Raw genomic sequence first — 25092 nt, 5'->3', positions numbered from 1 at the left:
CACCGCCGGGCTAACCTCGACACGTGAGCGCACGCGACGACGACGCGGCCTGGCAGGCCATCGTCGACAACTACGGCGACCGGGCCGCCCTGCCCGACGCCGAGGAGACCCCCGCGCCCGACCCAGGGCCCGACCCCGTGGCAGATCCCGGCCCCGACTCCGGCCCGAGCGACTTCCACGACGGGCTCCACCAGGAGGCCGACCCCACCCCGGCCAGGGAGGTCGAGGACGAGGAGCGGTTCGTCCCGCCGCCGCCGCCCCCGCTCCCCCGGGCCTCGCCCGCGCGTCAGGCCGCGTGGGCCGGCACCCTCGGGTCCCCCCTGGTCCTGCTGCTGGTCACCGTGCTCGACCTGCGGCCCCCGGCGCTGGTCGTCCTGGCGCTGTGCGGGGCCTTCGTGGGCGGCTTCCTCTACCTCGTCGCCTCGATGGATCCCGAGCCCCGCGACCCCTGGGACAACGGCGCCCGGCTCTGATCCACGGGGTCGTCGCGGTGCCACGTCGCGGCCGCCAGCAGCAACGCGGCCCCGACGAAGCCGAAGTAGTTGACGAACGCCTGCTTGGAGAACATCACCGTGACCAGCAGGCTGAGCCCGATGCCGAGGGTCAGTGCCGTGGCACCCGGGCGGGCGCGCCAGGCCACGAGCGCGGAGACGGAGACCCCCAGCAGCAGCGAGGGTCCCGAGACGAACCATCCGGGCAGCGGCCCGAGGAGCTCGGCGAGACCGGGCAGCAGCGACATCGAGTCGCGGCGGAACGGCTGGATGAAGTGCCACTCCACCACGGAGCGCCAGAAGGCGCCCGGGTCCCAGGCGAGGAAGGCACCGACCAGCAGGGCCGCCACCCCCACCGCCACCGCCACGGACCGGCGGCCACCCGAGCGCCACACGGTCCACAGCTGGGGCAGCACGACGACCAGGTACTGCTTGGAGGCCAGCAGCGCGCCGAGCGCAAGGCCGAGCGCCACCGGCCGGCCCCGCACCAGCAGCCACGCCGTCAGGGCGAGCAGCAGCGCCATCACCGGCTCGATCCAGTAGGCGACCAGGAGGGTGCGCGAGATCGGCGCGGTCACCCACATCACCGCGAGCGCCCGGCCCACCCGGTCGGTGGCGAGGTGACGCAGCACCACCCCCGTGGCCAGGAAGGCGAACAGGTGCATCAGCCGGACGTCGCCGAGCAGGTGGGCGGGCACGTCGAGGAGCAGCACCGCGGGCAGGTAGGGGTAGCCGAACACCACCCGGCCGTCCTCGACGACGCCCGGGCCGTAGAGGATCGCGCTCTTCTCGGCGTCGTAGAGGTTGGGCACGGTGATCGAGTAGGGACTGACGCCGGAGAGCAGCGCGTCGATGCCGCCCTCGAGCAGGAGCCGGACGTCGATCCAGTGCTCGGTGGTCCAGAAGGTGGCCAGCACCAGCCCGGCCACGGCGAGCAGCAGGCCCGAGAACCCCAGGGCCCCGGCCCGGTCGCCGCGGAGCGCCAGCAGGCCGAGCCCGACCAGTCCCAGCGCGATGGCGGCCTCCCCGGCCGGGCCGTGCCCGTGCTCCCGGGAGAGCTGGAGCGCGGTGACCAGCACGGTGTAGCCGGTCAGTGCCACGACGAGGAGGAAGGGGTCGCGCCGGCCGGGCCGGCCGCGCCCGGTCACCACCAGCGCCACCGAGGACAGGGCCAGTCCGGTCACCAGGACCGGGAGGAGCAGCAGCGGGCCCACCGGCTCGGTCTGCACCAGCACGAGCCACGCGGTGAGGATCACCGCGGTGCGGGCGAGAGGATGGGCCGGCATCCGCCGAGTGTGCCAGTGCGCCGCCTCCGGAGGCCTCGCACGTTCACTAGAGTCTGGGAGATGAGCAGCACTGAGACCGTCGAGGTCACCGGCCACCTGATGGACAGCGGTGTCCTCTCCCAGATCCTCGACGACATCCGCGAGTACGAGGGCGACTGGGTCATCGACTCCATCGACGTGGGCCGTGAGGCTGCGGACACCTCGACCGCCACCATCACCGTCTCCGCGGCCGACGAGGAGGCCCTCCAGCGCCTGCTGATGCGACTGCAGACCCGCGGCGTCAACATGGTCGATCCCGGCGAGGCGTCGGTCTCGACCTGCGACCAGGACGGGGTCTTCCCCGACGGCTTCTACTCCACCACCAACCTGCCCACCAAGGTCCGGCTCGCCGGGACCTGGCACCCGGTGGAGAACCCGGAGATGGACTGCGGCCTGGTGGTCACCCACGAGGCGGGTCGCACCAGGATCGTCACCCTGCCGATGTCCGACGTCCGGGCGGGGATGGAGGTCGTCTGCGGCGCCGCCGGGGTCCGGGTGACGGTGCCGGACGTCGACCGCCACCAGGAGCACTTCGGCTTCATGGAGTCGGACGTGTCGTCGGAGAAGCCCCAGGCGGTGCTCGTGCGCCAGGTCGCCGAGGGGATGCGCGAGGCCAAGGCGGCCGGGCGGCGGGTGCTCTGGGTGGGCGGGCCGGGCGTCGTGCACACCGGCGCCGCCCCGGCGATGGTGGCGATGGTCGAGGCGGGCTTCGTCGACGTGCTCTTCGCCGGTAACGCCCTGGCCACCCACGACATCGAGGCGAGCCTCTACGGCACCAGCCTGGGCGTCGACCTGGCGCAAGGACGCGGGGTCAAGCACGGCCACGAGCACCACATCCGCGCCATCAACACCATCCGCAAGGAGGGCTCCATCGCGGCGGCGGTCGAGAGCGGCGTCCTGACCGGCGGGATCATGCACGCGCTGGTCACCCACGGCAAGCGCTTCGTGCTCGTCGGCTCGGTGCGCGACGACGGCCCGCTGCCCGACGTCCACACCGACGTGCTGGAGGGGCAGCGGGCGATGCGCGCCGAGCTGCCCGGGGTCGGCTTCTGCCTGATGGTCGCCACCATGCTGCACTCGGTGGCGACCGGCAACATCCTGCCCGCCTCGATCCCGCTGGTGTGCGTGGACATCAACCCCGCCACCGTCACCAAGCTGGCCGACCGCGGCTCGTCCCAGGCGCGCGGCATCGTCACCGACGTGGGGCTCTTCCTCGAGCAGCTCGCCCAGGAGCTCGTCCCGGGCTACCGCCGCGCCTGAGCCCGGCGGGCGAGCAGAGCGGCCCCCACCAGCCCGGCCTCCGGGCCGAGCGCGGCCCGGAGCAGGGGCGGCACGGTCCGGTGACCCGCTCCCACCAGGGAGCCCTCGAGCGCCGTCCGGGCCGGCCGCAGCAGCAGGTCGCCGGCGGAGGCGAGGCCGCCGCCGATCACCAGGCAGGCGGGGTCCAGGGCCGCCACCAGGTTGGCCAGCCCGAGGCCCAGCCAGCGCCCGACCTCGACCATGGCCCGCCGGGCCAGCGGGTCCCCCTGGGCTGCCGCGGTGGAGACCATCGGGCCGGTCACCCGGCTCGGGTCGCCGCCGGTGGGCGCCGAGAGCAGGCCGGACCGGGCGCCCCAGTCCTCGCGGACCTGCCGCAGCAGCGCCCGCCCCGAGCAGTACTGCTCCCAGCAGCCTCGTCCGCCGCACTCGCAGGGGGCTCCGTCGGGCACCACCTTCATGTGCCCCACCTCCCCGGCCATGCCGCCCGCGCCCCGCAGGATCTCCCCACCCAGCACGAGGCCGCCGCCGATCCCGGTGCCGATGGTCACCACCACGGCGCTGGTGGCGCCGCGTGCCGCGCCGTACGCCGACTCGGCCAGGGCCGCGCAGGTGGCGTCGTTCTCCAGCACCACCGGGGCGCGCAGGCGCTCGCTGAGCCGGTCGCGCACCGGGTCGCCGCGCCAGGGCAGGTGCGGGGCGAACACGACCCGCTCCCCCGTCACGTCCACGAACCCGGCCGCGGCCACCCCGATGCCGGCCAGCGGCCTGCCGCCGGCGGCCTCCAGGACCGCCTCGGTGAGCGCGTCCTCGACCAGGCCGACGGGCGCCGTCCGGCCGGGGGTGGCGCGGCGGGCCGTACCGGTCACCGCGGCGTCCTCGCCGACCGCACCCGCGAGGATCTTCGTGCCGCCGATGTCGACGCCGACCCAGACCGGCTCGCTCACTCCGCGGGGTCCTCGGGCCACTCCGCCCCCAGGTCGATGTGCTCCACCGACGGGTCCGGGCGCTGCTCGCCGCTCCCGGAGGGGGACGGCACCTGGGAGAGGGCGGCGAGCCCGGCCTGGAGCAGGTGGGTCGCCGCCGAGGTCAGGTGCGACGTCACCTCGGGGCTGAGCCCGCGCAGCGCGTGCATGGTGCGGCACACCGGGCAGACGGCACACTCCGACGGGCCGGTGGCGGCCTGCCACCCGTCGCCACGGGCCTGGCCCGCATCCTCGCCCGGCCCCTCGTCCGGCCCCTCGTCCGGCACCTCGTCCGGCCCCTCGTCCGGCACCGCATCGTGGCCGAGCCCGGCCGTGTGCTCGCGCGCCAGAGCGGCCAGCGAGCCGAGGAGCCGCAGGGCCTCCTCGCCCAGCGACCCGATCTCCGGCGCGCCCTCGACGTCCTCGGGATCCGCGGTCATCCTGCCTCCTCGAAACGGGCCTGCAACCGGCCATCCTCCACCCGCGCCCCGGAGACCCGCAGCCGCGAGAGCGCTGCCGGCAGGGTGAGCACCCGCCGGTAGGAGCCCACCGTCACCACCAGGTCGTCCTCGTGCCTGGCGAGGTCGACGTCGCCGGCATCGGCCAGCGGCAGACGCAGGCTGAGCAGGAAGCCCGCCGACGTCGGGGTCACCTCGAACGGCGTCGCGGCCGAGGCCGGGGCGAGCGGGTCGTCCCCGGCGTAGAGCCCGTCGGCCAGCGCGGCCAGGGCGGGCTCGCCCACCGGCTCGTGGGCCTGGTAGTCGGCCCGCCACACCGGCAGCCCGGCGAACGACCGCGCGACGTCGTCCAGCACCTCCGCCTGGGCCCGGACCCAGCCCTGACGCCACGGGTCGGCGGCGTCGGCGGGGAAGACCCGGTTGGCGACCACCCCGTCGACGGTGTAGCCGAAGAGGGACAGGGTGGTCCAGGAGCGGCGCGCCTCGGCCACCACCACCCGCTCCGGGGTGAGCACGAGCCGCACGCTCGCGCCGGGCGCCGTCAGCAGCTCGCGCACCTCCCCCAGCTCGTCGTGCAGGCGCGCCACGGCGTCGAAGACCGGATCGCCGGGCATCGGCACACCCGCGGCGCGGCCCAGGACCGGAGCGAGGGTGCGGACGACCCGGCGCTGCACCGGGAAGACCCGACGCATGTACCAGCCGAGAGCCTCCGGGAGAGCGAGCAGGCGCAGCGTCTCGGCGGTCGGCGCGCAGTCGACCACCACGGTCTCCCAGTCGCCCGAGCGGACCTGCCGCCTCAGCTCCAGGAGGGCGAGCACCTCCTCGGCGCCGGGCAGCACCGTCAGCTCCTCGGCGGCGACGGGGTCCACCCCCACCACGTCGAGCACCTCGCGCAGGTAGGCCTGGATCTGCGCCCACGACTCCTCGAAGCGGCGCTGGGCGTCGACCTGCTGCACGAAGAGGCCGGAGGAGACCTCGCAGGGCTCGGCACCGGCGTTCACCCCGAAGGTGTCGGCCAGCGAGTGGGCGGCGTCGGTGGAGACCACCAGGGTCCGTCGGCCCGCGCGGGCGGAGGCCGCGGCCGTCCCGGCCGCGACCGTGGACTTGCCGACGCCTCCCTTGCCGGTGAAGAGAAGGACTCGCAAGGTCAGAGCGACTCGACGCGCTTCTTCAGGCCCTTGAGAGCGGTGTCGATCAGGATCTTCTCGCCCTTGCGCTTGAGCATCCCGATCACCGGGACGGAGACGTCCAGGGCCAGTCGGTAGGTGACCTCGGTGGAGCCGTCACCCCGGTCCTTGAGCAGGTAGGCGCCGTCGAGGGCGCGCAGCATCTTGCCCTCCACCAGGGTCCAGGTGACCGCACGGTCGCCGTCCCACTGGTAGGCCAGGGTGTACTCGTCCTTGATGGGCGAGACGTCGAGGGCGAAGAAGACCTGGTCGGCGCGGTCGCCGGTGCCCGGGTCGACGATCTCGACGGTGCGCACGCCCTTGGCCCACGCGGGGTAGGCCTCGAAGTCGGCGATCACGTCCATCACCGCACGCGGCTCGGCGTCGATCACGATGGACGACGTGGTCTGCTCGGCCATCCCTGCCCCCTCGTTGGTCGCCGGCCGGTGATGACCGACGGATTCGGATCAGGTGCGCGACCCTACCGGATCAGGACCCCGGCGGACCCGGCGGTAACGTGCGGCCTGTAAACCCCGAACCAGGAGGCACCCGACTTGCGTGAGTTCTCCACGCCCCTGACGACCGAGATCCCCACCGAGGGGAACCTCACCGACGACGTCGTCACCAACGCCCGCCTCGCCGGGGACGCCGTGACCTTCCGGCGAAACACCGGGGAGGAATGGGTCGACGTGACCGCCGGGCAGTTCCTCGCCGACGTGAGCGCGGTCGCCAAGGGGCTGATCGCCGCCGGCCTCGAGCCCGGCGACCGGGTCGCCCTGATCTCCAAGACCCGCTACGAGTGGACCCTCCTGGACTACGCGATCTGGTTCGCCGGGGCGGTGACCGTGCCGGTCTACGAGACGTCCTCCTCGGAGCAGATCCACCAGATCCTGGCCGACTCGGGGGCCCGCGCGGTGATCGGCGAGACCCCGGAGCACACCGCCCGGGTGACCAACGTGCGCGCCGACCTGGAGTGCCTCCACCACCTGTGGTCGATCGAGGACCGGGCGCTGGAGGTGCTGACCAGCCTGGGCCAGGAGGTCGACGACGACGAGCTGGAGCGACGCCGCACCGCCGCCGGTCCCGACGACCTGGCCACCCTGATCTACACCTCGGGCACCACCGGGGTGCCCAAGGGCTGCATGCTCACCCACGGCAACTTCATGTTCGAGCTCAGCGTCGCGGTCGACGAGCTCGACGAGCTCTTCACCGACGGGGCCTCCACCCTGCTCTTCCTGCCGCTGGCCCACGTGTTCGCCCGCATCATCCAGATCGGCGCGATCAAGCGGCGGGTCGTGCTGGGTCACAGCGCAGACATCAAGAACCTCGTCGCCGACCTCCAGGTCTTCCGCCCCACCTTCATCCTGGCCGTCCCGCGGGTCTTCGAGAAGGTCTTCAACACCGCCTCGCAGAACGCCGCCGCGGACGGCAAGGGCAGGATCTTCAACCGGGCCGCCGAGATCGCCATCGCGTGGTCGAAGGCCCAGGACAAGGGCCGGGTCCCGCTCTCGCTGCGGCTCCAGCACGCCCTGTTCACCAAGCTGGTCTACGCCAAGCTCGAGGCCGCCCTCGGCGGCCGCTGCCTGCACGCGGTCTCCGGCGGAGCCCCCCTCGGCGAGCGGCTCGGCCACTTCTACCGCGGCATCGGGCTGACCGTCCTGGAGGGCTACGGCCTGACCGAGACCACGGCGGCCCTCTGCGTCAACCTCCCCGACGCCCACAAGGTCGGCTCGGTGGGCCGCCCCTTCGGCGGCACCACGGTGCGGGTGGCCGACGACGGCGAGCTGCTCTTCCGCGGGGGCCAGGTCTTCGCCGGCTACTGGAACAACGAGGCGGCCACCGCCGAGGCGATCGACGCCGACGGCTGGTTCCACACCGGTGACGTCGGCGAGATCGACGACGAGGGCTTCGTCCGCATCACCGGCCGCAAGAAGGAGATCCTGGTGACGGCGGGGGGCAAGAACGTGGCCCCGGCCGTGCTGGAGGACCGGCTGCGCGCCCACCTGCTGATCGACCAGTGCATGGTGGTCGGCGACGGCCAGCCCTTCATCGGCGCCCTGATCACCCTCGACACCGAGACGCTGGCCGGCTGGGCGCAGACCAGGGGCAAGAAGGGCTCGCTGGAGGACCTCATCCTCGACGAGGACCTGCGGGCCGAGATCGACGCCGCCGTGGAGGACGCCAACAGCGCCGTCTCCCGCGCCGAGTCGGTCCGCAAGTACCGCATCCTGAGTGCCGCCTGGACCGAGGAGGCGGGACACCTCACGCCCAGCCTCAAGCTCAAGCGGAGCGTCGTCATGCGGGAGTTCCGCGACGACGTGGATGCGCTCTACCTTCCTTGACGAAAACGCGAACAAGACCCGGTACAGACCACTAGCGTTCGATCCGAAGTTTCCTCCACACCCCTCTCGCCGCTTGGGCATGGTGTGACGGAATGGACAGGAACGCAGTACCGGGCCCGGAAGAGCCCCGGTCTGCTTGAGACCGGAGGCTCAACCCATGGATCGACGCAAGCTCCTGCTCGTCGTAGCGGTCGTCGTGGCGCTGCTCGGCACCGCCCTCGTCTACCTCTACGTGGAGAGCGCGGACAACCGGGCCGCTGAGCAGTACGACACGGTCCAGGTCCTCACCGCCGTCAGCCCGATCGTCACCGGGGAGTCGATCGCGGACGCAGCGACCAACGGCAAGATCCAGCGTCAGGACCTGCCGCGCAACGCGGTCCTGCCGACTGCCGTCACCGACACGGAGTCGCTGGAGGGCCTCACGGCCAACACCAACATCTACCCCGGCGAGCAGATCGTGCCGGAGAAGTTCGGTGGGGTCGGCGCCTCGTCCGCGCTGCCCATCCCGAGCGGCAAGCTGGCCGTCTCGGTCCAGCTCACCGACACCGCGCGGGTCGCCGGCTTCGTCTCCGCCGGCTCCGACGTCGCCATCTGGCTCAACGGTGCCGGCGACGACGGCAAGCCGTTCACCCGCCTGCTGCTGCCGCAGGTCACCGTGCTCGCGGCGGGCTCGACCACCATGGTCTCCACCACCTCCACCGACGAGACCGGCGCGGAGACCGTCGAGCAGCTCCCGCGGACGCTGCTGACCCTGGCGGTCGACCAGGCCGAGGCGGAGAAGCTGATGTTCGCCGCCACCAACGGAGAGCTCTCCGCCGGTCTGCGCACCGGCAACACCAAGGTCGCGCCCAACCAGGGCATGACCCTCCAGAACCTCTTCAGCTAGGCGAAAAGATGCCGATCCTTCTCGACGCGGACCCCGCCAAGGCAGCAGCCCTCCTGACGGTGCTGCCGGCGGGCACGCAGGTGGCCGACAGCCAGGAGCGGCTGTTCGGCTGGCTCGCGCACCGCACCGACGAGTACGCCGTGGTGCTCGGGCCGAGCCTCTCGGTCGCCGAGGCGATGGCGATCTCCGACCGCATGCGCACCGCGCTGCCCACCGCCAGCGTGGTCCTGGTGCGCGACACCGTGGACACCGACGTCCTCACCCGGGCCATGCACGCCGGGGTCAGGGAGGTCGTGACCGCCAGCGACCTGCCCCAGGTCAACGCCGCCCTGCAGCGTGCCCACGCCCTGTGGGCCGCCCTGCGGGGCAATGCCGCGCCCTCCTCACGACTGGGTCGCGTCATCACGATCTTCTCGCCCAAGGGCGGGGTCGGGAAGACCACGATGTCGGTCAACCTGGGCATCGCGCTGATGCGCGGGGGCGAGAACAAGGTCTGCGTGGTCGACCTCGACCTCGCCTTCGGCGACATCGCGATCACGCTCCAACTCTTCCCCACCCACTCGATCGAGCACGCCATCGGCGGCGAGCAGTCGATGGACTACGCGTTCATCGAGGAGCTGATGACGCCGCACGAGAGCGGGCTCATGGTGCTCGCGGCGCCCAGCCAGCCCGACGCCCGGGAGCGGGTCACCGGGGCGCTGGTGACCCGGCTGCTGCGGACGCTGCAGGCCCACTTCGACTACCTCGTGCTCGACACCGCGCCGGCCTTCGACGAGCAGACCCTCACCGCGCTCGACGAGACCGACGACTGCATCATCGTCGCCACGCTCGACGTGCCCACCCTCAAGAACGTCAAGGTCGCCCTGGAGACCCTCGACGTGCTGGGGGTCGCCGAGGGCCACCGTCACCTCCTGCTCAACCGGGCCGACGAGCAGGTCGGGATCGGGGCGGACAAGGTCGAGGGGATCCTGGGGATGGACGTGGCCGCCCGGGTCGCGACGTCCCTGGACATCGCCAAGGCCACCAACGCCGGTCGCCCGCTGATGCTCTCCTCCCCCTCGCACCCCTCCTCCAAGGCCGTCCGGGCGCTGGCGGAGAAGCTGATGGGCTACGAGACCGCCGTGACCCCCGACCTGCCGTCGCCGAAGACCCGGCCCTCGAAGGCACCCAGGACGCCCAAGTCGGTCAAGACCGAACCCGCAGCCCCGGCCCCGGCGCCTGCCCCCACCGAGAAGCGCGAAGAGGGCCAGAAGCGCTTCCGCATCAGCAGGAGATGACACGATGAGCAACCTCTCCGAACGCCTCGCCGCCCGGCGGCGTGCCGAGGAGGCCGCGGCCTCCCTCGGTGGCCTCCCGGCTCCCGGCGCGACCGCCCAGGTGCCCGTCGAGGCCCCGGTCACCGAGGTGCTCGCCGAGCAGCCCGTGACGGCGCCCTCCTCACCGCTCGGCGCCTCGGACTCCCCGCTCAACGACCGCCGGGCCCCGGTGCCCGACCCGACGTCGACGCGGCGGGCCCAGTCGGCCAACACCGACCGGATCGAGGAGCTCAAGTCCTCGGTGCACGCCGAGCTGCTGCGCCAGCTCGGTCCCCAGCTCTACGACGCCAACCTCGAGCAGAGCGAGCTGGACCAGAAGGTACGCGCGGCCCTCGCCGACGTGCTGAAGAAGTCCGACCGGCCGATCAGCGCCGCCGACCGGCAGCAGATCACCAGCGAGATCAGCGACGACATCCTCGGCTACGGCCCGATCGAGCCCTACCTGCGCGACCCCGACGTCTCCGAGGTCATGGTCAACGGCGCCCACAGCATCTGGCTCGAGCGCAAGGGCCGGCTGGTCGCGGCCGACGCGATCTTCCAGGACGAGGCCCACCTGCGGCGCACCATCGACAAGATCGTCTCCCGGATCGGGCGGCGCGTGGACGAGTCCAGCCCGATGGTGGACGCGCGCCTGCCCGACGGCAGCCGTGTCAACGCCGTCGTCCCGCCGCTGGCGATCGACGGCTCGTGCCTGACGATCCGCAAGTTCGCCACAGACCCGCTCACCGCGGACGACCTGGTCAAGTTCGGCTCCATCAGCCAGCAGACCAAGGACTTCCTCGACGCCTGCGTCCGGGGGCGCCTCAACATCATCGTCTCCGGCAGCACCGGTGCCGGCAAGACCACCACCCTCAACGTGCTCTCCTCGTTCATCCCCTCCGACGAGCGCATCGTCACCATCGAGGACGCCGCCGAGCTCCAGCTCAAGCAGGAGCACGTGGTGCGGCTGGAGTCGCGGCCCTCCAACATCGAGGGCAAGGGCGCCGTCACCATCCGCGACCTGGTCAAGAACAGCCTGCGCATGCGGCCCGACCGGATCATCGTCGGTGAGGTCCGTGACGCCTCCGCGCTGGACATGCTCCAGGCGATGAACACCGGTCACGACGGCTCCATCTGCACCGTCCACTCCAACGGCCCCCGCGACACCCTCTCGCGCATGGAGACGCTGGTGCTGATGGCCGGGATGGACCTGCCGGTCCGGGCGATCCGCGAGCAGGTCGCCTCGGCGGTGGACCTGATCGTGCACCAGACCCGGTTCAAGGACGGGTCGCGCCACATCACCCACGTCACCGAGGTCGAGCGGATGGAGGGCGACATCATCACCCTCCAGGACGTCTTCCTCTACGACCACTCCGCCGGATTCGACGGCGAGGGCCGGACCCTGGGAGGCCTGCGGGCCACCGGCCTGCGGCCCAAGTTCCTGGAGAAGATGACCTACAACAACGTGCACGTCGACCCGATGATCTTCGTCCCGGAGCGGTTCTGATGCGCCCGCTCACCCGGACCCTGGCCGCGCTGGGGGTCGTCGCGCTGCTGAGCAGCCCGCTGGCCGCCCACGCGGCGGACGAGGCCGACGTCACCCACGTCCAGACCGTCGACGGCGGGGTCCAGGTCCTGGTCGCGGTGCCCCCGGGCGCCCAGGTCGACCTCGACGGCGTCTCGGTCACCTTCGACGGCGCCAGCGCCACCGAGGCGACGGCCGAGACGGCGGGCGGCACCGCCGTCCAGCGCACCACGGTGCTGGCCATCGACACCAGCCGCTCCATGGACGGCGAGAGGTTCGTGGCGGCCAAGGCCGCGGCCGAGGCCTACCTCAGCGCCGTGCCCGCCGACGTCCGGGTCGGCCTGGTCACCTTCGACCGGGAGGTCGTCGGGGCGGTGCCGCCCACCACGGATCGCGACGAGGCACGTACCGCCCTCGCCGGCCTCACCCTGGCCCGCCAGACCCGCCTCTACGACGGGGTGATCGCCGCGGCCGAGCTGGCCGGGACCGAGGGACAGCGCAGCCTGCTGGTCCTCTCCGACGGAGCCGACACCAGCAAGACCCCGCTCACCGACGCGATCGGCGCCATCTCGCGCACGGGCGTCCTGGTCGACGTGGTCGCGCTCGAGCAGGACGGCGACCTCGGTCCGCTGACCCAGCTCAGCGACGCGGGCAACGGCAAGGTGATCAGCGCCGACGTCGACGCCCTCGGCACCGCCTTCTCCGAGGAGGCCGAGATCCTGGCGCGCCAGGTCCTGGTCACCGCCCAGCTCCCCGAGGGGGTCGCCGACGAGGCCGCCATCTCGGTCTCGCTGCCGGCCGACACCGGGACCCTGACCGCGGAGGTCTTCGCCCCGGTCCGCGCGAACGTGCCCACCCCGCAGAAGGTCACCCTGCCCTCGGCCGACCGGGGCATCATCCTGCCCGACTGGGCCATGTGGGTGGCCGTCGCCCTGGTCGGCGCCGGACTTCTGGCCTTCCTCTCCACCCTGCTCACCGGGATGGCCAAGGGCCAGCTGACCGCCGAGGAGCGGGTCGCCCTGTATGCCGGCCTCGCCTCCGGCACCGCCGCTCCCCCCGGCAGGGCCGCGGGTCTGGGGTCCGACGAGCGGCTGGCCCAGTTCCGGGGCGCCGCGGACGCCGTGCTCAAGCGCAACAAGTCGCTGGAGGAGAGGATCGCCGCCCGGCTGGAGGCGGCCGACATCGGCTTCCGCTCCTCGGAGTGGCTCCTCCTGCACACCGGCATCATCGTGGGCGCCGGCCTGCTGGGGGTCCTGCTGGGGGGCGGCAGCCTCGGGGTGGGCCTGCTCTTCATCGTCCTCGGTGCCGTCGTCCCGTGGCTCTACCTCGGCCGCGCCAGGAAGCAGCGAGTGAAGAAGTTCAACGCCGCCCTCCCCGACACCCTGCAGCTCATGTCGGGCTCCCTCTCCGCCGGTCTCTCCCTCGCCCAGTCGGTGGACACGATCGTCCGCGAGGGCACCGAGCCGATCGCCAGCGAGTTCAAGCGCGTGCTGGTCGAGACCCGGCTCGGGGTCTCCCTCGAGGACGCGCTGCAGGGCATCGCGGAGCGGTTCGACAGCAAGGACTTCGACTGGGTGGTCATGGCCATCAAGATCCAGCGCCAGGTCGGCGGAAACCTCGCGGAGCTCCTCGACACCGTGGCCGGCACCATCCGGGAGCGGGAGTACATGCGCCGGCAGGTCCAGGCGCTGGCGGCCGAGGGCAAGATCTCGGCCTACGTGCTCGGCGGCCTGCCACCGGTCTTCCTGCTCTACCTGATGCTGACCAGCTACGACTACGTCAGCGTGCTCTTCCGTGAGCCGCTGGGCTGGCTGATGCTCGGCGGCGCCGGGGTCATGCTCGCGGTGGGCGCCTTCTGGATGAGCCGACTGATCAAGGTGGAGATCTGATGACGATCTATCTGGTGCTGGGCTGCCTGCTGGTGGTGATGTCGATCGTGCTGATCTCCTTCGCGACCGGAGAGCCGGTCCGGGAGGGCGGCCTCAGCCGGTCCTTGGCGGCGCTGGAGTCCATGGGCGACGTGCCCAAGGAGCTCACCGCCGAGCTGGACCGTCCCTTCGCGGAGCGGGTGCTGGCTCCGCTCCAGGGGCGGGCCCTGTCCATCGGGCGACGCTTCACCGGTGCCGACAGCACGGAGCGGATCTACCGCAAGCTCGAGCTCGCGGGGAACCCCGCCGGTTGGACGGTCGACCGGGTGGTCGCGCTCAAGGTGATCGGGGCCGTCGCGGGCCTGGTGGCCGCGGTCCTCTTCTCCTTCATGCTCAGCCTCGGGCTCGTGGGCAAGGTGGCCTTCGTCGCGCTGGGTGCGGTCGCCGGGTACTTCGGGCCCAACATGTACCTCTACCAGAAGGCCCACGAGCGCCAGGAGACGATCGGCCGGGGTCTCCCCGACGCGATCGACCTGCTGACCATCAGCGTGGAGTCGGGACTCGCCTTCGACGCCGCCGTGCAGCAGGTCTCCAAGAACACCGACGGCCCCCTGGCCGAGGAGTTCGCCCGGGTGCTGCGTGAGATGCAGATCGGGCAGGGTCGCGCCGCGGCCCTGCGTGCCCTGGCTGACCGCACCAACCTCGACGACCTCCGCAGCTTCGTGAGCGCGCTGGTCCAGGCCGACGCCTTCGGCATCCCGATCGCCCAGGTGCTGCGGGTGCAGTCCGCCGAGATGCGGGTCAAGCGGCGCCAGAAGGCCGAGGAGAAGGCGCAGCAGGTCCCGGTGAAGATGACGGTGCCGCTGATCTTCTGCATCCTGCCCACCCTGTTCATCGTGGTCATCGGGCCGGCCGTGATCAGCATCATGGACACCTTCGCCTGATGCCCGGCCGGGCCGAGCGGCTCCAGCAGGCGGGGCTGATCGAGGGCTCCCGGGCCTTCGTGCTGGTCAGCGTCGCGATGTCGATCGCCTGGAGCCGCGACCTGGACGCCCTCGGCGGGCTCTTCGGCCTGGCCGCCCTGTGGGTCACCGCCGGCTGGCTGCTGCGGACGCAGACCCCGCTGCGGATGATCTGCACCGTCGAGGCGCTGACCATCGGCGTGCTCGCGGGCTGCTTCTACCAGAGCGCCCCGGCCCTCCTGGCCGGCCTCGCCGTGCCGCCCTTCGTCCACGGCCTGCTCCGCGGCCTGCCCGGCGTGGCCGAGTCGCTGCTGCTCCAGCTCGGCGCGATCGCGCTGGTGATGGTCGTGGCGGGCGACTCGCCCGACAGCTCGCAGGTCACCGACGTCTTCATGTTCATGGTCACCGGCCTGGGGCTCGGCCTGGTCGCCGGGTTCTTCGTCAGCACCTCCCCCCGGGACGACGGGACGCTCGCCTACCGGGAGGCACGCACGCTGATCACCGAGCTCAACGACCTCTCGGCCAAGCTGGAGGGCGGCCTCGACCCCACCAGCATGGGCGGCGAGATCCTGGAGACGGTGAGCTCGGAGCTGCCCTCGGAGATCGTCGTCCTGCACGTCCGGCGTGACGGCGTGCTGCTGCCGCTGGTGACGCGCTCCTCCCACGAGGGGCGGGAGGGCGAGGAGAGCCAGGAGCTGGCGCAGGCCGTCTGGGACGACGGCCACCCGCGCGTCCTGGGCCACGACTTCGGGTTCCCCGTCTCGCACGCCGACACCCCCATCGCGGTCGTCACCGGGCGGCTCGCCGCCGGCTCCGAGCCCGACTCGGTCGACGTCTTCGAGCGTCTCCGCGCCCTGGCGGAGCGGCTGGCCCCGGCCGCGCTGCGGCTGGACACCGCCCAGCTCTTCACCGCTTTCCGGGACGCCGCGATGTCAGACGAACGACGCCGGCTGGCTCGCGAGATGCACGACGGCGTCGCCCAGGACATCGCCTCGATGGGCTACGTGGTGGACGCCCTGGTCTCCACGGCCTCGAGCCCGGAGCAGCAGAACGCGCTCTTCCAGCTCCGCGGGATGATCACCTCGGTGGTGGCCGAGGTGCGGCGGTCCGTGATGACGCTGCGCACCCAGGCGGGCTCGAGCGAGAGCCTCGGGGCCGCCATCGCCACCCTCGCTCGTCACCTGAGCGACGTCTCCGGCACCCCGATCAAGGTGACCGTCGACGAACGGACCAGCCGGCTGCGCCACGAGGTGGAGGCCGAGCTCCTGCGCATCGCCCAGGAGGCGATGAACAACGCCGTGAAGCACTCCCAGGCGACCCTGATCGACGTGCACTGCCGGGTCCAGGCACCCAACGCCCAGATCGTGGTCGCCGACGACGGCCGGGGTCTCCAGGCCGGTCGGCGCGACTCCCACGGCCTCTCGATCATGAAGGAGCGGGCGGCCCTCATCGGTGGGGTGCTGGAGGTGCGCTCGAGCCCGACCCGCGGCACGGTCGTCTCGGTGCACGTCGGCGCCCCGCTCGACAGTCTCCCCTCGCCCGACGTCAGCACACTCCCCAGGAACGCGAGAGTCTCATGACCACTGCACCCACGCCCACCGCCTCCGCCACCTCGGTGCTGCTGGTGGACGACCACGAGCTGATCCGGGCGGGGCTGGCCACGGCCTTCTCCCTGGATCCCTCCACCCACGTGGTCGACCAGGCCGGCTCCGTCGCGCAGGCGCTGGAGCAGTTCCGCACCCACCGGCCCCGGGTGGTGGTGACCGACCTGCAGCTGCCCGACGGGACGGGCCTCGACATCGTGCGTGCCGCCCGCAAGGAGGCCCCGGAGACCGGTCTGGTGGTGCTCACCATGCACTCGGGCGACGAGCAGATCTTCGCGGCGATGGAGGCCGGTGCGTCCGCCTTCGTCGGCAAGGACGCACCTTCCACGGAGGTGGTCAAGGCGGCGAAGCACGCGGCCGTCTCCCCGAGGACGTTCCTGTGCGCGGGCCTCTCCGCCGCGATGATCCGGCGGATGAGCGGGGAGACCTCGCGCCTCTCCGACCGGGAGCAGGAGGTCCTGATGCTCCTGGCCGACGGGCTGGGTGCCGGGCAGATCGCCGGCCAGCTCTTCATGAGCGAGTCGACCGCCAAGTCCCACATCGCCCGGATCTACCAGAAGCTCGGCGCGACCAACCGCGCCCAGGCGCTCGTGACGGCGATGCGCAGCGGCCTGCTCTCCTCGATGAACCCCGTCGACCGCTGAAACCCGCCGTCCCAGTCCCCCGACCAGGGCGGCGCGTAGTCCTTTGTGACTAGTGGAGCGTGACCGGTCTTCCGATCTCACAGATCCACGAAGACGGCGAGGATTGGGTCTACGGATCAGGCGAGTGCCTGCCGGACCAGAACCCCAGAGCATTCCCTGAAAGGACCCCACCATGCTTCAGTACCTCACGATCCTGTTGGACGCGAAGAAGGCCAAGATGGACGAGCGCGGCGCCTCCGCCGTCGAGTACGGCCTGCTGGTCGCCGGCATCGCCGCGATCATCGTCGTCGCCGTCTTCGCCTTCGGCGGCCTGGTCAAGGACATCTTCAGCGGCACGTCCACCTCGATCAAGAACAGCGGCGGCACCAACTGACCGACTGATCCGTTCGTGCTCGGCGCGGTCCTGCCCTGCGGGACCGCGCCGCGGCGCATTCATGGAAGGGATCTCCGATGGAGAGCAACGCGATCGACCGGACGGCTGCCCCGCACCGGAAGTCCGAGCTGGGCGCTTCCTCGGTCGAGTACGGCCTGCTGGTCGCCGGCATCGCCGCGATCATCGTCACGGCAGTCTTCCTCTTCGGCGGCGCCGTGGTGGGTCTCTTCGACGACTCGTGCGGAAGCCTGAAGACCAAGATCACCCAGGCTCAGTGCGCACCCTGACTCAGCTCACCAGGGCGACCCTGGTGAGCACCCCCGGGTGACTCCCCCACCACCAGTGTGACCACGCCGGTGGGGTCGGGTCGGCCAGGGACCTGACCGCGAGCTGTCGCTGCAGCTCCACGAAGTCGCCCGGGTCCTCGACGGACTCCAGGGCCGTCACGTCGGCACGGAGCTCGATCCGACGACTGACCATGTTCTGCACCGGCTGCGCCAGCTGACCACCGACGAACACCAACGCCACCAACAACGGCACGACGCGCGGGTCGGCCAGTGGGGTGCGGGTCAGCCTCGGCAGCGCCAGCCCCAGCAGCCCGACGGGCGCCACCACGCCCGCGGCGCCCAGGGCGGTACCCACCAGCACGTCCTGGTGCTTGGCGTGCGCGAGCTCGTGCGCCACCACGGCCAGCACCTGACCCTGGGGCGCGTCGTCGACCAGGTTGTCGTACAGGACCACCCGCCGGGTCCCGCCGAGCCCCGAGACCCAGGCGTTCAACGTGGTGGTGCGGCGCGAGGCGTCGGCGACCACGACGTCGTCGAGGTCCACCCCCTGCTCGGCGGCGACCACCTCCACCGCGTCCCGCAGCTCGCCGGCCGGCAGCGGCTCGAAGGAGTTGAAGACGGGCTCCACCAGGACCGGATAGGCGAACGAGCCCACCACCACCCCGGCCCCCAGCACCGCCGCGGCGAGCACCGGCCACCAGGTGCGAGCCCGCCGGGCCGTCCCGACGAGGACGAGCGCGACGGCGGCGAAGACGGCGATGTCGAGCGCCTCTCCGGACGCCAGGTCCACTGCCCAGGTCGCCCAGGTCTGGGTGGAGAGTCCGTTGTCGACCCGCAGCCGCCAGGCCCCCACGGCGAGGGGCAGGGTGACGAGCCGGGCAACGAGCAGCGGGCCGGCCACCGCGAGGAGCACCCGGACCCACCAGGGGCCCCGCAGCCGGGCGACGACCCTGGCACCGAGACGGGTGAAGCCGAGCACCCCGAGGATCGCGATGGTCAGCGCCAGCGAGCTCCAGCTCCAGGCGCGGGCCCGGCGGGAGTACTCCTCCGCGCGTTCCAGCTCGGCCGGGGAGAACAGGCTGGAGGCGTCGACCGGGTCCGGGATGCCGCCCGGCACGGGCTGCCAGGGCACCAGCCACCACCCGAGCACGACCAGCGCGGCCAGGCCGGCGAGCAGCACGGCCGCGGCCACGACGCGTGCGGAGCGGGCGGGAGGATCCGACGTCACGGTGACGATCCTCTCAGGACACCGTCACGTCGCTCGTCACAGCGGTGCCGCGCCGGGTAGGCGATGGCGCCGTGGAGGCGGGGGTCAGCCCGGGCGGACGGCGCCGACGTAGGGCATCGAGAAGACGCCGTCCACCCGGACGCCGCTGCTCGGGTTGGCGGCGTGCACGATGAGGCCGTTGCCGATGTACATGCCCACGTGGCTGATCGGGCTGTAGTAGAAGACCAGGTCGCCCGGCTGCAGGTCGTCCTGGGAGACCCGGGTCCCGGAGCCGAACTGGGCGCTCGAGGAGTGCGGGAGGCCGACACCGGCGGCTCCCCACGCCATCATGGTCAGGCCCGAGCAGTCGTAGGCGTCGGGCCCGACCGCGCCGTAGACGTAGGCGTCGCCGACCTGCGCCATCGCGGCCTTGACCGCGACGGCGGCACGCCCGGAGGCGGGGACGCTGCTCGGCAGGCGGGTGGGGGCGCTCCGCGAGGCGAGGAGTCGCTCACGCTCCTCGTCCTCCAAGCGGGCCAGCAGGCTCTTGGCCTCGGCGAGCTTGGCCTCGACCTCGGCCTTCTCCTCGGCAAGCTGCTCGGTGGTGCTCCGGATCTCGCCGCGCCGCTCCCGGGTCGCCTCCTGGCGGATGCCGAGGGCCTCGGCCTCCGTGCTGAAGGTGTCGAAGAGGTCGGTCTGCAGGTCGTTGAAGGCCGACATCGTCGAGAGCTGGCCGAGGAAGGCGCTCGGATCCTCCGAGACGACCACCTGGCTGACGGTGGAGATGCTCTCGCCCTGGTACTGGCGGACGATCGACTCCTGCACCTGCTCGCGGACCACGGCGAGCCGGGCGTCCTGGCGCTTCTGGTCGGCCTTGAGCGAGGAGAGCTCGTCGGTCAGTCCCTCGAGCTTGAGGTTGGCGTCGTGGTAGCGCTCCTGCGCCTGCTCCGCCTCGTGGTAGAGACGGTCGACCTCCGCCTGGACCTCGTCGATGTCCGGCTCCGCCTGGACGGGAGCGGCCATCAGGCCGGTCGCGACGACAGCCGCCAGGGCGACGGCGACGCCACTGAGACGCTTGGGGGCGAGGCTCACGAGCCGCCAGTCTCCTCTGCTTGCAGGTGCTAGGAACAAGGGCTCCGTGGGGAGCCCTGCGTCAGGCTAGTCGCCAGCGACGTGGGCGTCCAAAACTCCCCTGGATTTACGCAGATTCGATGATGGGGCCGGCCAGCGGATGCACCATCCGCAACGGCGGGACCAGCCCGCCGGCGGCCAGCGCCTCCAGGGCGGCGGTCTCGTCGTCCTCGAAGGTCAGCTCCGGAGGTGGGCCCAGGAGCACGGTGACCACACAGTCGTGACAGGCCAGCCCGCGCACCACGCAGGTGTCGCAATCGATTCTCGTCGTCATGGGACCGACCCAAGCACCGGCCGCCGACAACCGGGCCGCGCGTCGCCGCGCGTGGCGTGTCGGTCCTGTCGGCGCCCGCGTCTAGCGTCCCCGACCATGAGCAGCACAACGGTGGCCAGGACCGGACGATGGGAGACGCAGCGCAGCTTCGACGAGCTGGGGCGCCCGCTCCGGGACCTGACGTTCACCGTGGTCGACCTCGAGACCACGGGAGGATCGGCGGCGGCCGGCTCGATGATCACCGAGATCGGCGCCGTGAAGGTGCGGGGCGGAGAGGTGCTGGGCGAGTTCCAGACCCTGGTCAACCCCCGGGCCGAGATCCCCGCCTTCATCGCCGTCCTGACCGGGATCACCAACTCCATGGTGGCCGACTCCCCCTCGATCGACTCCGCCCTGCCCGCGTTCCTGGAGTTCGCTGCCGGCACCGTCCTGGTCGCCCACAACGCGCCGTTCGACGTCGGCTTCCTGCAGCACTTCGCCAAGGAGCAGGGGCGACCCTGGCCCCGGTTCGAGGTGGTCGACACCGCCAAGCTGGCGCGCCGGGTCGTCACGCGCGACGAGACCCCCAACTGCAAGCTCGGCAGCCTGGCTCGGCTCTTCGGGTCGACGACCACCCCCAACCACCGCGCCCTGGCCGACGCGCGCGCCACCGTCGACGTGCTGCACGGCCTCATCGAGCGGCTGGGCTCCCTCGGGGTGCAGACCCTGGAGGAGCTCCAGACGTTCAGCGCCAAGGTGACCACCGCCCAGCGTCGCAAGCGCCACCTGGCCGAGTCGCTGCCGCACGCCCCGGGGGTCTACCTCTTCCGCGACGACCAGGCCCGGGTGCTCTACGTCGGCACCTCGCGCGACCTGCGCACCCGGGTCCGCACCTACTTCACCGCCTCCGAGACCCGGTCGCGGATGGGCGAGATGGTCGGCCTGGCCGCCACCGTGACCGGCCTCGAGTGCGCCACCCCGCTGGAGGCCGAGGTGCGCGAGCTCCGACTGATCGCCGAGCACAAGCCGCGCTACAACCGCCGGTCCCGGTTCCCCGAGAGGATGCACTTCCTCAAGCTCACCCGGGAGCCCTGGCCGCGGCTCTCGCTGGTCCGGCGCGTCCTCGACGACGACGCCGACTACCTGGGCCCGTTCTCCTCCCGGCGGGTGGCGGAGCAGAGCCTGGAGGCGCTCCACGACGTCTTCCCGATCCGTCAGTGCAGCGGTCGGCTGCCCCTGGCGCCGTCGCGCTCGGCCTGCGCGCTGGCCGAGATGGCGCGCTGCCTGGCACCCTGCGACGGCTCCGTCGACACCGCTTCCTACGCCGCGGTGGTGAGCCGCCTGCGCGACAGCCTGCTGCGGAGGCCGGACGCAGTCGTCACCCGCATCAACGAGCGGATGGAGGCCCTGGCCGACGGGGAGCGCTTCGAGGAGGCGGGGGTGCATCGCGACCGGCTCGCCGCCTTCGTGCGCGCCGCGGCGCGCACCCAGCGTCTCGGCGCCCTGTCCCGGTGCGCGCAGGTGGTGGCCGGCCGACGCGAGGACGACGGCCGGTGGGCCGTGCACGTGGTGCGACACGGCCGGCTCGCCGCCGCCGGGGTGATCCCGGCGGGGGCCGACGCCCACCAGTTCGTGGAGGAGCTCACGGCCTCCGCCGAGACCGTGAGTGCCGGCCCCGGGCCCGTCCCGGCCGCCAGCGCCGCGGAGACCGAGCGGATCCTGCGTTGGCTGGAGTCGCCGGGCGTCCGCCTGATCGACGTGCAGGGCGAGTGGGCCTGCCCCGTCGGCGGGGCCGGTCGCCACCTCGCCCTCCACGATGCCGTCAGCCACTCGCGGCTGAGCCTGGTCCCCTTCGACGAACAGCGTCTGCCGTCCCCCGTGCACCAGCCCACTCGGTAGTCTCGCCCCATGATCACCGCCATCGTCTTCGTCAAGGCCGACGTGGCCAGGATCCCGGAGGTCGCCGAGGCCATCGCGGCCCTGGACGGCGTCAGCGAGGTCTACTCCGTGACCGGCAAGATCGACCTGATCGCCCTGGTGCGGGTCTCCCAGCACGAGGACGTGGCACGGGTGGTGGCCGACCAGCTCAACAAGGTGGCCGGCGTGCGGGAGACCGAGACGCACATCGCCTTCCGCAGCTACTCACGCCACGACCTCGAGGCGGCCTTCTCCCTGGGTCTGGACTGAATCGGCAGTCCGCTCGATCGTCGGGTTTTCCCGACGCGGGGCGTGGCGGACGCCTATCGTGAGTCCGTGAGCAGCGAATGGCCCCTCCATCACATCTCGGTAGTCGTCCCCGTCTACCAGGGCGAGGAGACGCTGAGGAACCTGGTGGCCGAGCTGTCCCTGCTGACCGGGGAGTTCACCACCCCTGCCGGACACTGCGCCCGGGTGAGCGAGGTCGTACTCGTGCACGACTGCGGCCCGGACCTGTCGGACGCCACCATCCGTGAGCTGGGTGCGGAGCTCGCCTGGATCCGCCCGGTCTGGCTGAGCCGGAACTTCGGTCAGCACGCCGCGACACTCGCCGGCGTCTCCTCCTCCGGTGGCGACTGGGTCGTGACCATGGACGAGGACGGGCAGCACGACCCCCGCGACATCGGGCGGATGCTCGACTCGGCCCTCGCGGCGGAGGCGGACGTGGTCTACGCGCGACCTCTCAACCCCCCTCCTCACGGAGTGGTGCGCAACGCGGCTTCACGGGGGGCGAAGCGCCTGGCGAGCGCCCTGAGCACCCACGGCAGCCCGGAGCTCTTCAACTCCTACCGACTGATCCTGGGAGACGTGGCTCGGTCGGTGGCCGCCTATGCCGGCTCCGGCGTCTACATGGACGTCGCCCTCGGCTGGGTGGCGCGACGGGTGGCGACTGCGGACGTCGAGCTGCGGACCGAGGGGCGAGCCAACTCTGGGTACCGGCTGCGCTCCCTGCTCTCCCACTACTGGCGGCTGATCCTGACGGCTGGGGTCCGGCCTCTGCGTCTGGTGAGCTTCTCGGGATTCCTGGTGGCCACCACCGGCGTCCTCATGTCGCTCTACATCGTGGTGGGGCGGTTGATGGGGACCATCCCGATCGCCGGCTGGGCCTCTGCCGTGGTGATCCTCCTGGTGACGTCGGGCATCACGATGGTGGCCCTGGGCATCGTGGCGGAGTACGTCGGGGTCGCCGTCAACATGGCCATGGGCCGCCCCCTGTATCTCATCGTGTCGGACCGTCAGTCGGGCCCCCTCACCAGGGCGAGCGCGGAGCACGCGGGCACCCGATGACGACGCTCCTCGTCGGACGAGGGCTCCTGGGTTCGGCCGTCGCCCGACGCCTTGCTGCCGCCGGCGCGGCCCCAGAGCTCGTCTCGGTGCCGTGGCACGACCAGGAGGCTGCCCTGCGCGCCCTGCTGTCGGGCGCGCGGAGAGCCGCGACCCTGTCGGAGGACTGGCGCCTCATCTGGTGCGCGGGCAGCGGCGTGGTCGCGAGTGACTCACGGCACCTCGAGCAGGAGGTCGACCTCTTTCGACGCTTCTGTGCCGGTCTCGAGAGCCCGCCGTCGGTCCTGTTCCTGAGCTCGTCCGCCGGAGGAGCCTACGGCGCCTCGCCCGCATCCCCGCCCTTCGACGAGCACTCGGAGGCGGCCGCCGCCTCCGCCTACGGGACGGCGAAGCTGGCCATCGAGTCCATCGCGGCGGACCTGGCTCTGCGGGGGTCGCGAGTCCTCCTCGGTCGCTTCTCCAACCTCTACGGCCCCGGACAGAATCTTGCGAAGCCACAGGGGCTCATCTCGCAGATCTGTCGCGCCCAGGCGGATCGCGAGCCCATCGGGGTCTTCGTCTCCCTCGACACGTTGCGGGACTATCTCTTCGTCGAGGATGCTGCCGCCATGGTGTGCGCTGCCGTCCAACGGATGGCCGGCGAGGAAGCGGGGACCGTCCTGCTGAAGATCTTCGCCTCCGGACGCAGCACCAGCGTGGGCATGGTCGTGCGTGAGGCCGATCGAGCGTTTCGTCGCCGCTGCCTGGTCATCCAGCGAGGTGCTCCGGACCATGGTCAGGGCCGGGACCTGAGGCTGCGCTCACGGGTGTGGAACGACCTGGACTCTCTGTCGTGCACGCCGCTGACCCTGGGCATCCGGCTGACCTGGGAGGATGTCGCCAGCGCGAGACGCGCGGGCGGGTCTCGCCACCTGAGTGCGCGGTGACGCCCGTGCCCGCCCCTCCTCTCGTCTCGATCGTCGTCCCCACCTTCAACAGCGCCCAGCATCTGCCCCAGACCCTCGACTCGGCGCTGGCGCAGTCGTACCCCCACCTCGAGGTGTGCGTGAGCGACCACGGCTCCGTCGACGACACGTGGGACGTCCTGCGGGCCTACCGCGGACGTGTCCGGGTCCGCCGCATCTCCCCGGGCGGGGGCGCCCAGCGCAACTGGAACGCCGCCACGGAGATGGCGTCCGGCACCTACGTGAAACTCCTGTGCGCCGACGACCTGATCGCCCCGCACTGCACGGCTCGGCAGGTGGAGGCCCTCGAGGCCGATCCGGGAGTCGGACTGGTCTCGGCCAAGCGGGACCTCGTCGGACGAACCGGGCATGTCCTGCTGCCCGGGCGAGGGCTCGGACCCCTGGTCGGTCGGTGGGCCGGCGAGGCGGTCATCCGCACCTTGGTGCGTCGTGGCTCGAACCTCCTGGGCGAACCCGGAACGGTCCTCATGAGGCGCTCGGCGTTGCTCGAGGTGGGGGGATGGGTTGCCGCCCATCCGTACCTGATCGACCAGTACACCTATATGCGAATCCTGGAGACCCATGATGCGTTCGGGATCGACGACGTGTTGGCTGCCTTTCGGGTCACCCGGGGCCAGTGGAGCGTGCGCCTGGAATCCGCCCAGGCTCGTCAGACGCGGAACCTGCATCGGGAGTACCACGCGAGGCTGCCTGACGTGGTCGGACGACGTGACCTGATGTGGGGGAACATGCAGGCGTCGAGAACGGCGCTCATCCGTCGGGCAGCCTATCTGGCGTGGCACCGCCAGATGTAGCGCCTGCCGGTGGCCGGCCGGAGCAGGACGACC

The 25092-nt window shown here is 71.9% G+C and carries 25 protein-coding genes; 17 read left to right on the top strand and 8 right to left on the bottom strand.

Going from position 1 to position 25092, the window contains the following annotated elements; translation table 11 throughout:
• The first annotated feature begins 23 nt into the window (after positions 1 to 23).
• Positions 24 to 473 (top strand): hypothetical protein, encoded by a 450-nt coding sequence (locus tag AC4BG9_RS05045; RefSeq protein ID WP_490569982.1) that lies wholly within the window; start codon positions 24 to 26, stop codon positions 471 to 473.
• Here the strand turns inward: AC4BG9_RS05045 and AC4BG9_RS05040 are convergent.
• A complete protein-coding gene (locus tag AC4BG9_RS05040) occupies positions 410 to 1777 on the bottom strand; it encodes a hypothetical protein (RefSeq protein WP_490569981.1) in 1368 nt (455 codons plus the stop codon). The genes AC4BG9_RS05045 and AC4BG9_RS05040 overlap by 64 nt on opposite strands.
• A 60-nt stretch (positions 1778 to 1837) precedes the next feature.
• Between AC4BG9_RS05040 and AC4BG9_RS05035 the strand changes: the two genes are divergently transcribed.
• The gene (locus tag AC4BG9_RS05035; protein ID WP_490569980.1) at positions 1838 to 3076 is read left to right on the top strand and encodes an ornithine cyclodeaminase, nickel-pincer nucleotide-dependent; all 1239 of its coding nucleotides are present in this window, start codon (positions 1838 to 1840) and stop codon (positions 3074 to 3076) included.
• On the opposite strand, the gene AC4BG9_RS05030 is transcribed toward AC4BG9_RS05035, so the two are convergent.
• From AC4BG9_RS05030 to AC4BG9_RS05015, 4 genes are read right to left on the bottom strand one after another with little or no spacing between them, the layout of a single operon-like run.
• Positions 3061 to 4020 (bottom strand): ROK family protein, encoded by a 960-nt coding sequence (locus AC4BG9_RS05030; RefSeq protein WP_490569979.1) that lies wholly within the window; start codon positions 4018 to 4020, stop codon positions 3061 to 3063. The two genes, AC4BG9_RS05035 and AC4BG9_RS05030, sit on opposite strands and share 16 nt — an antisense overlap.
• On the bottom strand, positions 4017 to 4478 hold the full coding sequence (locus AC4BG9_RS05025; RefSeq protein WP_490569978.1) for a hypothetical protein: 462 nt from the start codon (positions 4476 to 4478) through the stop codon (positions 4017 to 4019). Before AC4BG9_RS05025 ends, AC4BG9_RS05030 begins: the two co-directional genes overlap by 4 nt.
• Positions 4475 to 5641, bottom strand: coding sequence for an ArsA family ATPase (locus tag AC4BG9_RS05020; RefSeq protein WP_490569977.1), 1167 nt, complete (start codon positions 5639 to 5641; stop codon positions 4475 to 4477). The genes AC4BG9_RS05025 and AC4BG9_RS05020 overlap by 4 nt, the downstream gene beginning before the upstream one ends.
• Before the next feature lie 2 nt (positions 5642 to 5643).
• Positions 5644 to 6081 (bottom strand): SRPBCC family protein, encoded by a 438-nt coding sequence (locus tag AC4BG9_RS05015; RefSeq protein ID WP_490569976.1) that lies wholly within the window; start codon positions 6079 to 6081, stop codon positions 5644 to 5646.
• A 135-nt stretch (positions 6082 to 6216) separates the two neighbouring features.
• Between AC4BG9_RS05015 and AC4BG9_RS05010 the strand changes: the two genes are divergently transcribed.
• The 10 genes from AC4BG9_RS05010 (at position 6217) to AC4BG9_RS04965 (ending at position 17448) form a co-directional block, all read left to right on the top strand.
• Entirely contained in the window at positions 6217 to 8004 is a 1788-nt protein-coding gene (locus tag AC4BG9_RS05010; RefSeq protein ID WP_490569975.1) for an AMP-dependent synthetase/ligase, read from the top strand.
• A gap of 157 nt (positions 8005 to 8161) precedes the next feature.
• Positions 8162 to 8890, top strand: coding sequence for a Flp pilus assembly protein CpaB (cpaB, locus tag AC4BG9_RS05005; protein WP_490569974.1), 729 nt, complete (start codon positions 8162 to 8164; stop codon positions 8888 to 8890).
• A gap of 8 nt (positions 8891 to 8898) precedes the next feature.
• Positions 8899 to 10167: a CpaE/TadZ family protein gene (locus tag AC4BG9_RS05000; RefSeq protein ID WP_490569973.1), complete on the top strand. Its 1269-nt coding sequence runs from the start codon at positions 8899 to 8901 to the stop codon at positions 10165 to 10167.
• 4 nt (positions 10168 to 10171) lie between these two features.
• On the top strand, positions 10172 to 11692 hold the full coding sequence (locus tag AC4BG9_RS04995) for a TadA family conjugal transfer-associated ATPase (RefSeq protein WP_490569972.1): 1521 nt from the start codon (positions 10172 to 10174) through the stop codon (positions 11690 to 11692).
• Positions 11692 to 13599 carry a type II secretion system F family protein gene (locus tag AC4BG9_RS04990; protein WP_490569971.1) on the top strand — a complete coding sequence of 636 codons (1908 nt, stop codon included), beginning with the start codon at positions 11692 to 11694 and terminating at the stop codon, positions 13597 to 13599. The genes AC4BG9_RS04995 and AC4BG9_RS04990 overlap by 1 nt, the downstream gene beginning before the upstream one ends.
• The gene (locus AC4BG9_RS04985; RefSeq protein ID WP_490569970.1) at positions 13599 to 14522 is read left to right on the top strand and encodes a type II secretion system F family protein; all 924 of its coding nucleotides are present in this window, start codon (positions 13599 to 13601) and stop codon (positions 14520 to 14522) included. Before AC4BG9_RS04990 ends, AC4BG9_RS04985 begins: the two co-directional genes overlap by 1 nt.
• Complete coding sequence (locus tag AC4BG9_RS04980; protein ID WP_490569969.1) at positions 14522 to 16120, top strand: sensor histidine kinase; 1599 nt, start codon at positions 14522 to 14524, stop codon at positions 16118 to 16120. Before AC4BG9_RS04985 ends, AC4BG9_RS04980 begins: the two co-directional genes overlap by 1 nt.
• On the top strand, positions 16117 to 16788 hold the full coding sequence (locus tag AC4BG9_RS04975; protein ID WP_490569968.1) for a response regulator transcription factor: 672 nt from the start codon (positions 16117 to 16119) through the stop codon (positions 16786 to 16788). The genes AC4BG9_RS04980 and AC4BG9_RS04975 overlap by 4 nt, the downstream gene beginning before the upstream one ends.
• Positions 16789 to 16960: 172 nt before the next feature.
• On the top strand, positions 16961 to 17161 hold the full coding sequence (locus tag AC4BG9_RS04970) for a Flp family type IVb pilin (protein ID WP_489966755.1): 201 nt from the start codon (positions 16961 to 16963) through the stop codon (positions 17159 to 17161).
• A 77-nt stretch (positions 17162 to 17238) separates the two neighbouring features.
• Positions 17239 to 17448, top strand: coding sequence for a Flp family type IVb pilin (locus AC4BG9_RS04965; RefSeq protein WP_489966756.1), 210 nt, complete (start codon positions 17239 to 17241; stop codon positions 17446 to 17448).
• 1 nt (position 17449) lies between these two features.
• Here AC4BG9_RS04965 and AC4BG9_RS04960 read toward each other — a convergent pair whose 3' ends face one another.
• The 3 genes from AC4BG9_RS04960 to AC4BG9_RS04950 all read right to left on the bottom strand — a co-directional run bounded on the left by AC4BG9_RS04960 (position 17450) and on the right by AC4BG9_RS04950 (position 20060).
• Complete coding sequence (locus AC4BG9_RS04960; protein WP_490569967.1) at positions 17450 to 18676, bottom strand: M48 family metalloprotease; 1227 nt, start codon at positions 18674 to 18676, stop codon at positions 17450 to 17452.
• An 84-nt stretch (positions 18677 to 18760) separates the two neighbouring features.
• Positions 18761 to 19747, bottom strand: a complete 987-nt coding sequence (locus tag AC4BG9_RS04955) for a C40 family peptidase (protein ID WP_490569966.1) — start codon at positions 19745 to 19747, stop codon at positions 18761 to 18763.
• 106 nt (positions 19748 to 19853) lie between these two features.
• A complete protein-coding gene (locus AC4BG9_RS04950) occupies positions 19854 to 20060 on the bottom strand; it encodes a hypothetical protein (protein WP_490569965.1) in 207 nt (68 codons plus the stop codon).
• Positions 20061 to 20156: 96 nt separating this feature from the next.
• Between AC4BG9_RS04950 and AC4BG9_RS04945 the strand changes: the two genes are divergently transcribed.
• The 5 genes from AC4BG9_RS04945 (at position 20157) to AC4BG9_RS04925 (ending at position 25059) form a co-directional block, all read left to right on the top strand.
• Complete coding sequence (locus AC4BG9_RS04945; protein WP_490569964.1) at positions 20157 to 21938, top strand: DEDD exonuclease domain-containing protein; 1782 nt, start codon at positions 20157 to 20159, stop codon at positions 21936 to 21938.
• Between the two features lie 9 nt (positions 21939 to 21947).
• Positions 21948 to 22226: an Lrp/AsnC family transcriptional regulator gene (locus AC4BG9_RS04940; protein ID WP_489966762.1), complete on the top strand. Its 279-nt coding sequence runs from the start codon at positions 21948 to 21950 to the stop codon at positions 22224 to 22226.
• Positions 22227 to 22292: 66 nt separating this feature from the next.
• Complete coding sequence (locus AC4BG9_RS04935; RefSeq protein ID WP_490569963.1) at positions 22293 to 23303, top strand: glycosyltransferase; 1011 nt, start codon at positions 22293 to 22295, stop codon at positions 23301 to 23303.
• Positions 23300 to 24226 (top strand): NAD-dependent epimerase/dehydratase family protein, encoded by a 927-nt coding sequence (locus AC4BG9_RS04930; protein WP_490569962.1) that lies wholly within the window; start codon positions 23300 to 23302, stop codon positions 24224 to 24226. The genes AC4BG9_RS04935 and AC4BG9_RS04930 overlap by 4 nt, the downstream gene beginning before the upstream one ends.
• Positions 24223 to 25059 (top strand): glycosyltransferase family 2 protein, encoded by an 837-nt coding sequence (locus AC4BG9_RS04925; RefSeq protein ID WP_490569961.1) that lies wholly within the window; start codon positions 24223 to 24225, stop codon positions 25057 to 25059. Before AC4BG9_RS04930 ends, AC4BG9_RS04925 begins: the two co-directional genes overlap by 4 nt.
• Positions 25060 to 25092: the final 33 nt, after the last annotated feature.

The sequence above is a fragment of the Nocardioides sp. Z40_12 genome, from assembly GCF_058215795.1.
Note: the sequence above shows the minus strand (reverse complement) of the source record. Positions and strands in the feature narration are given on the sequence as shown.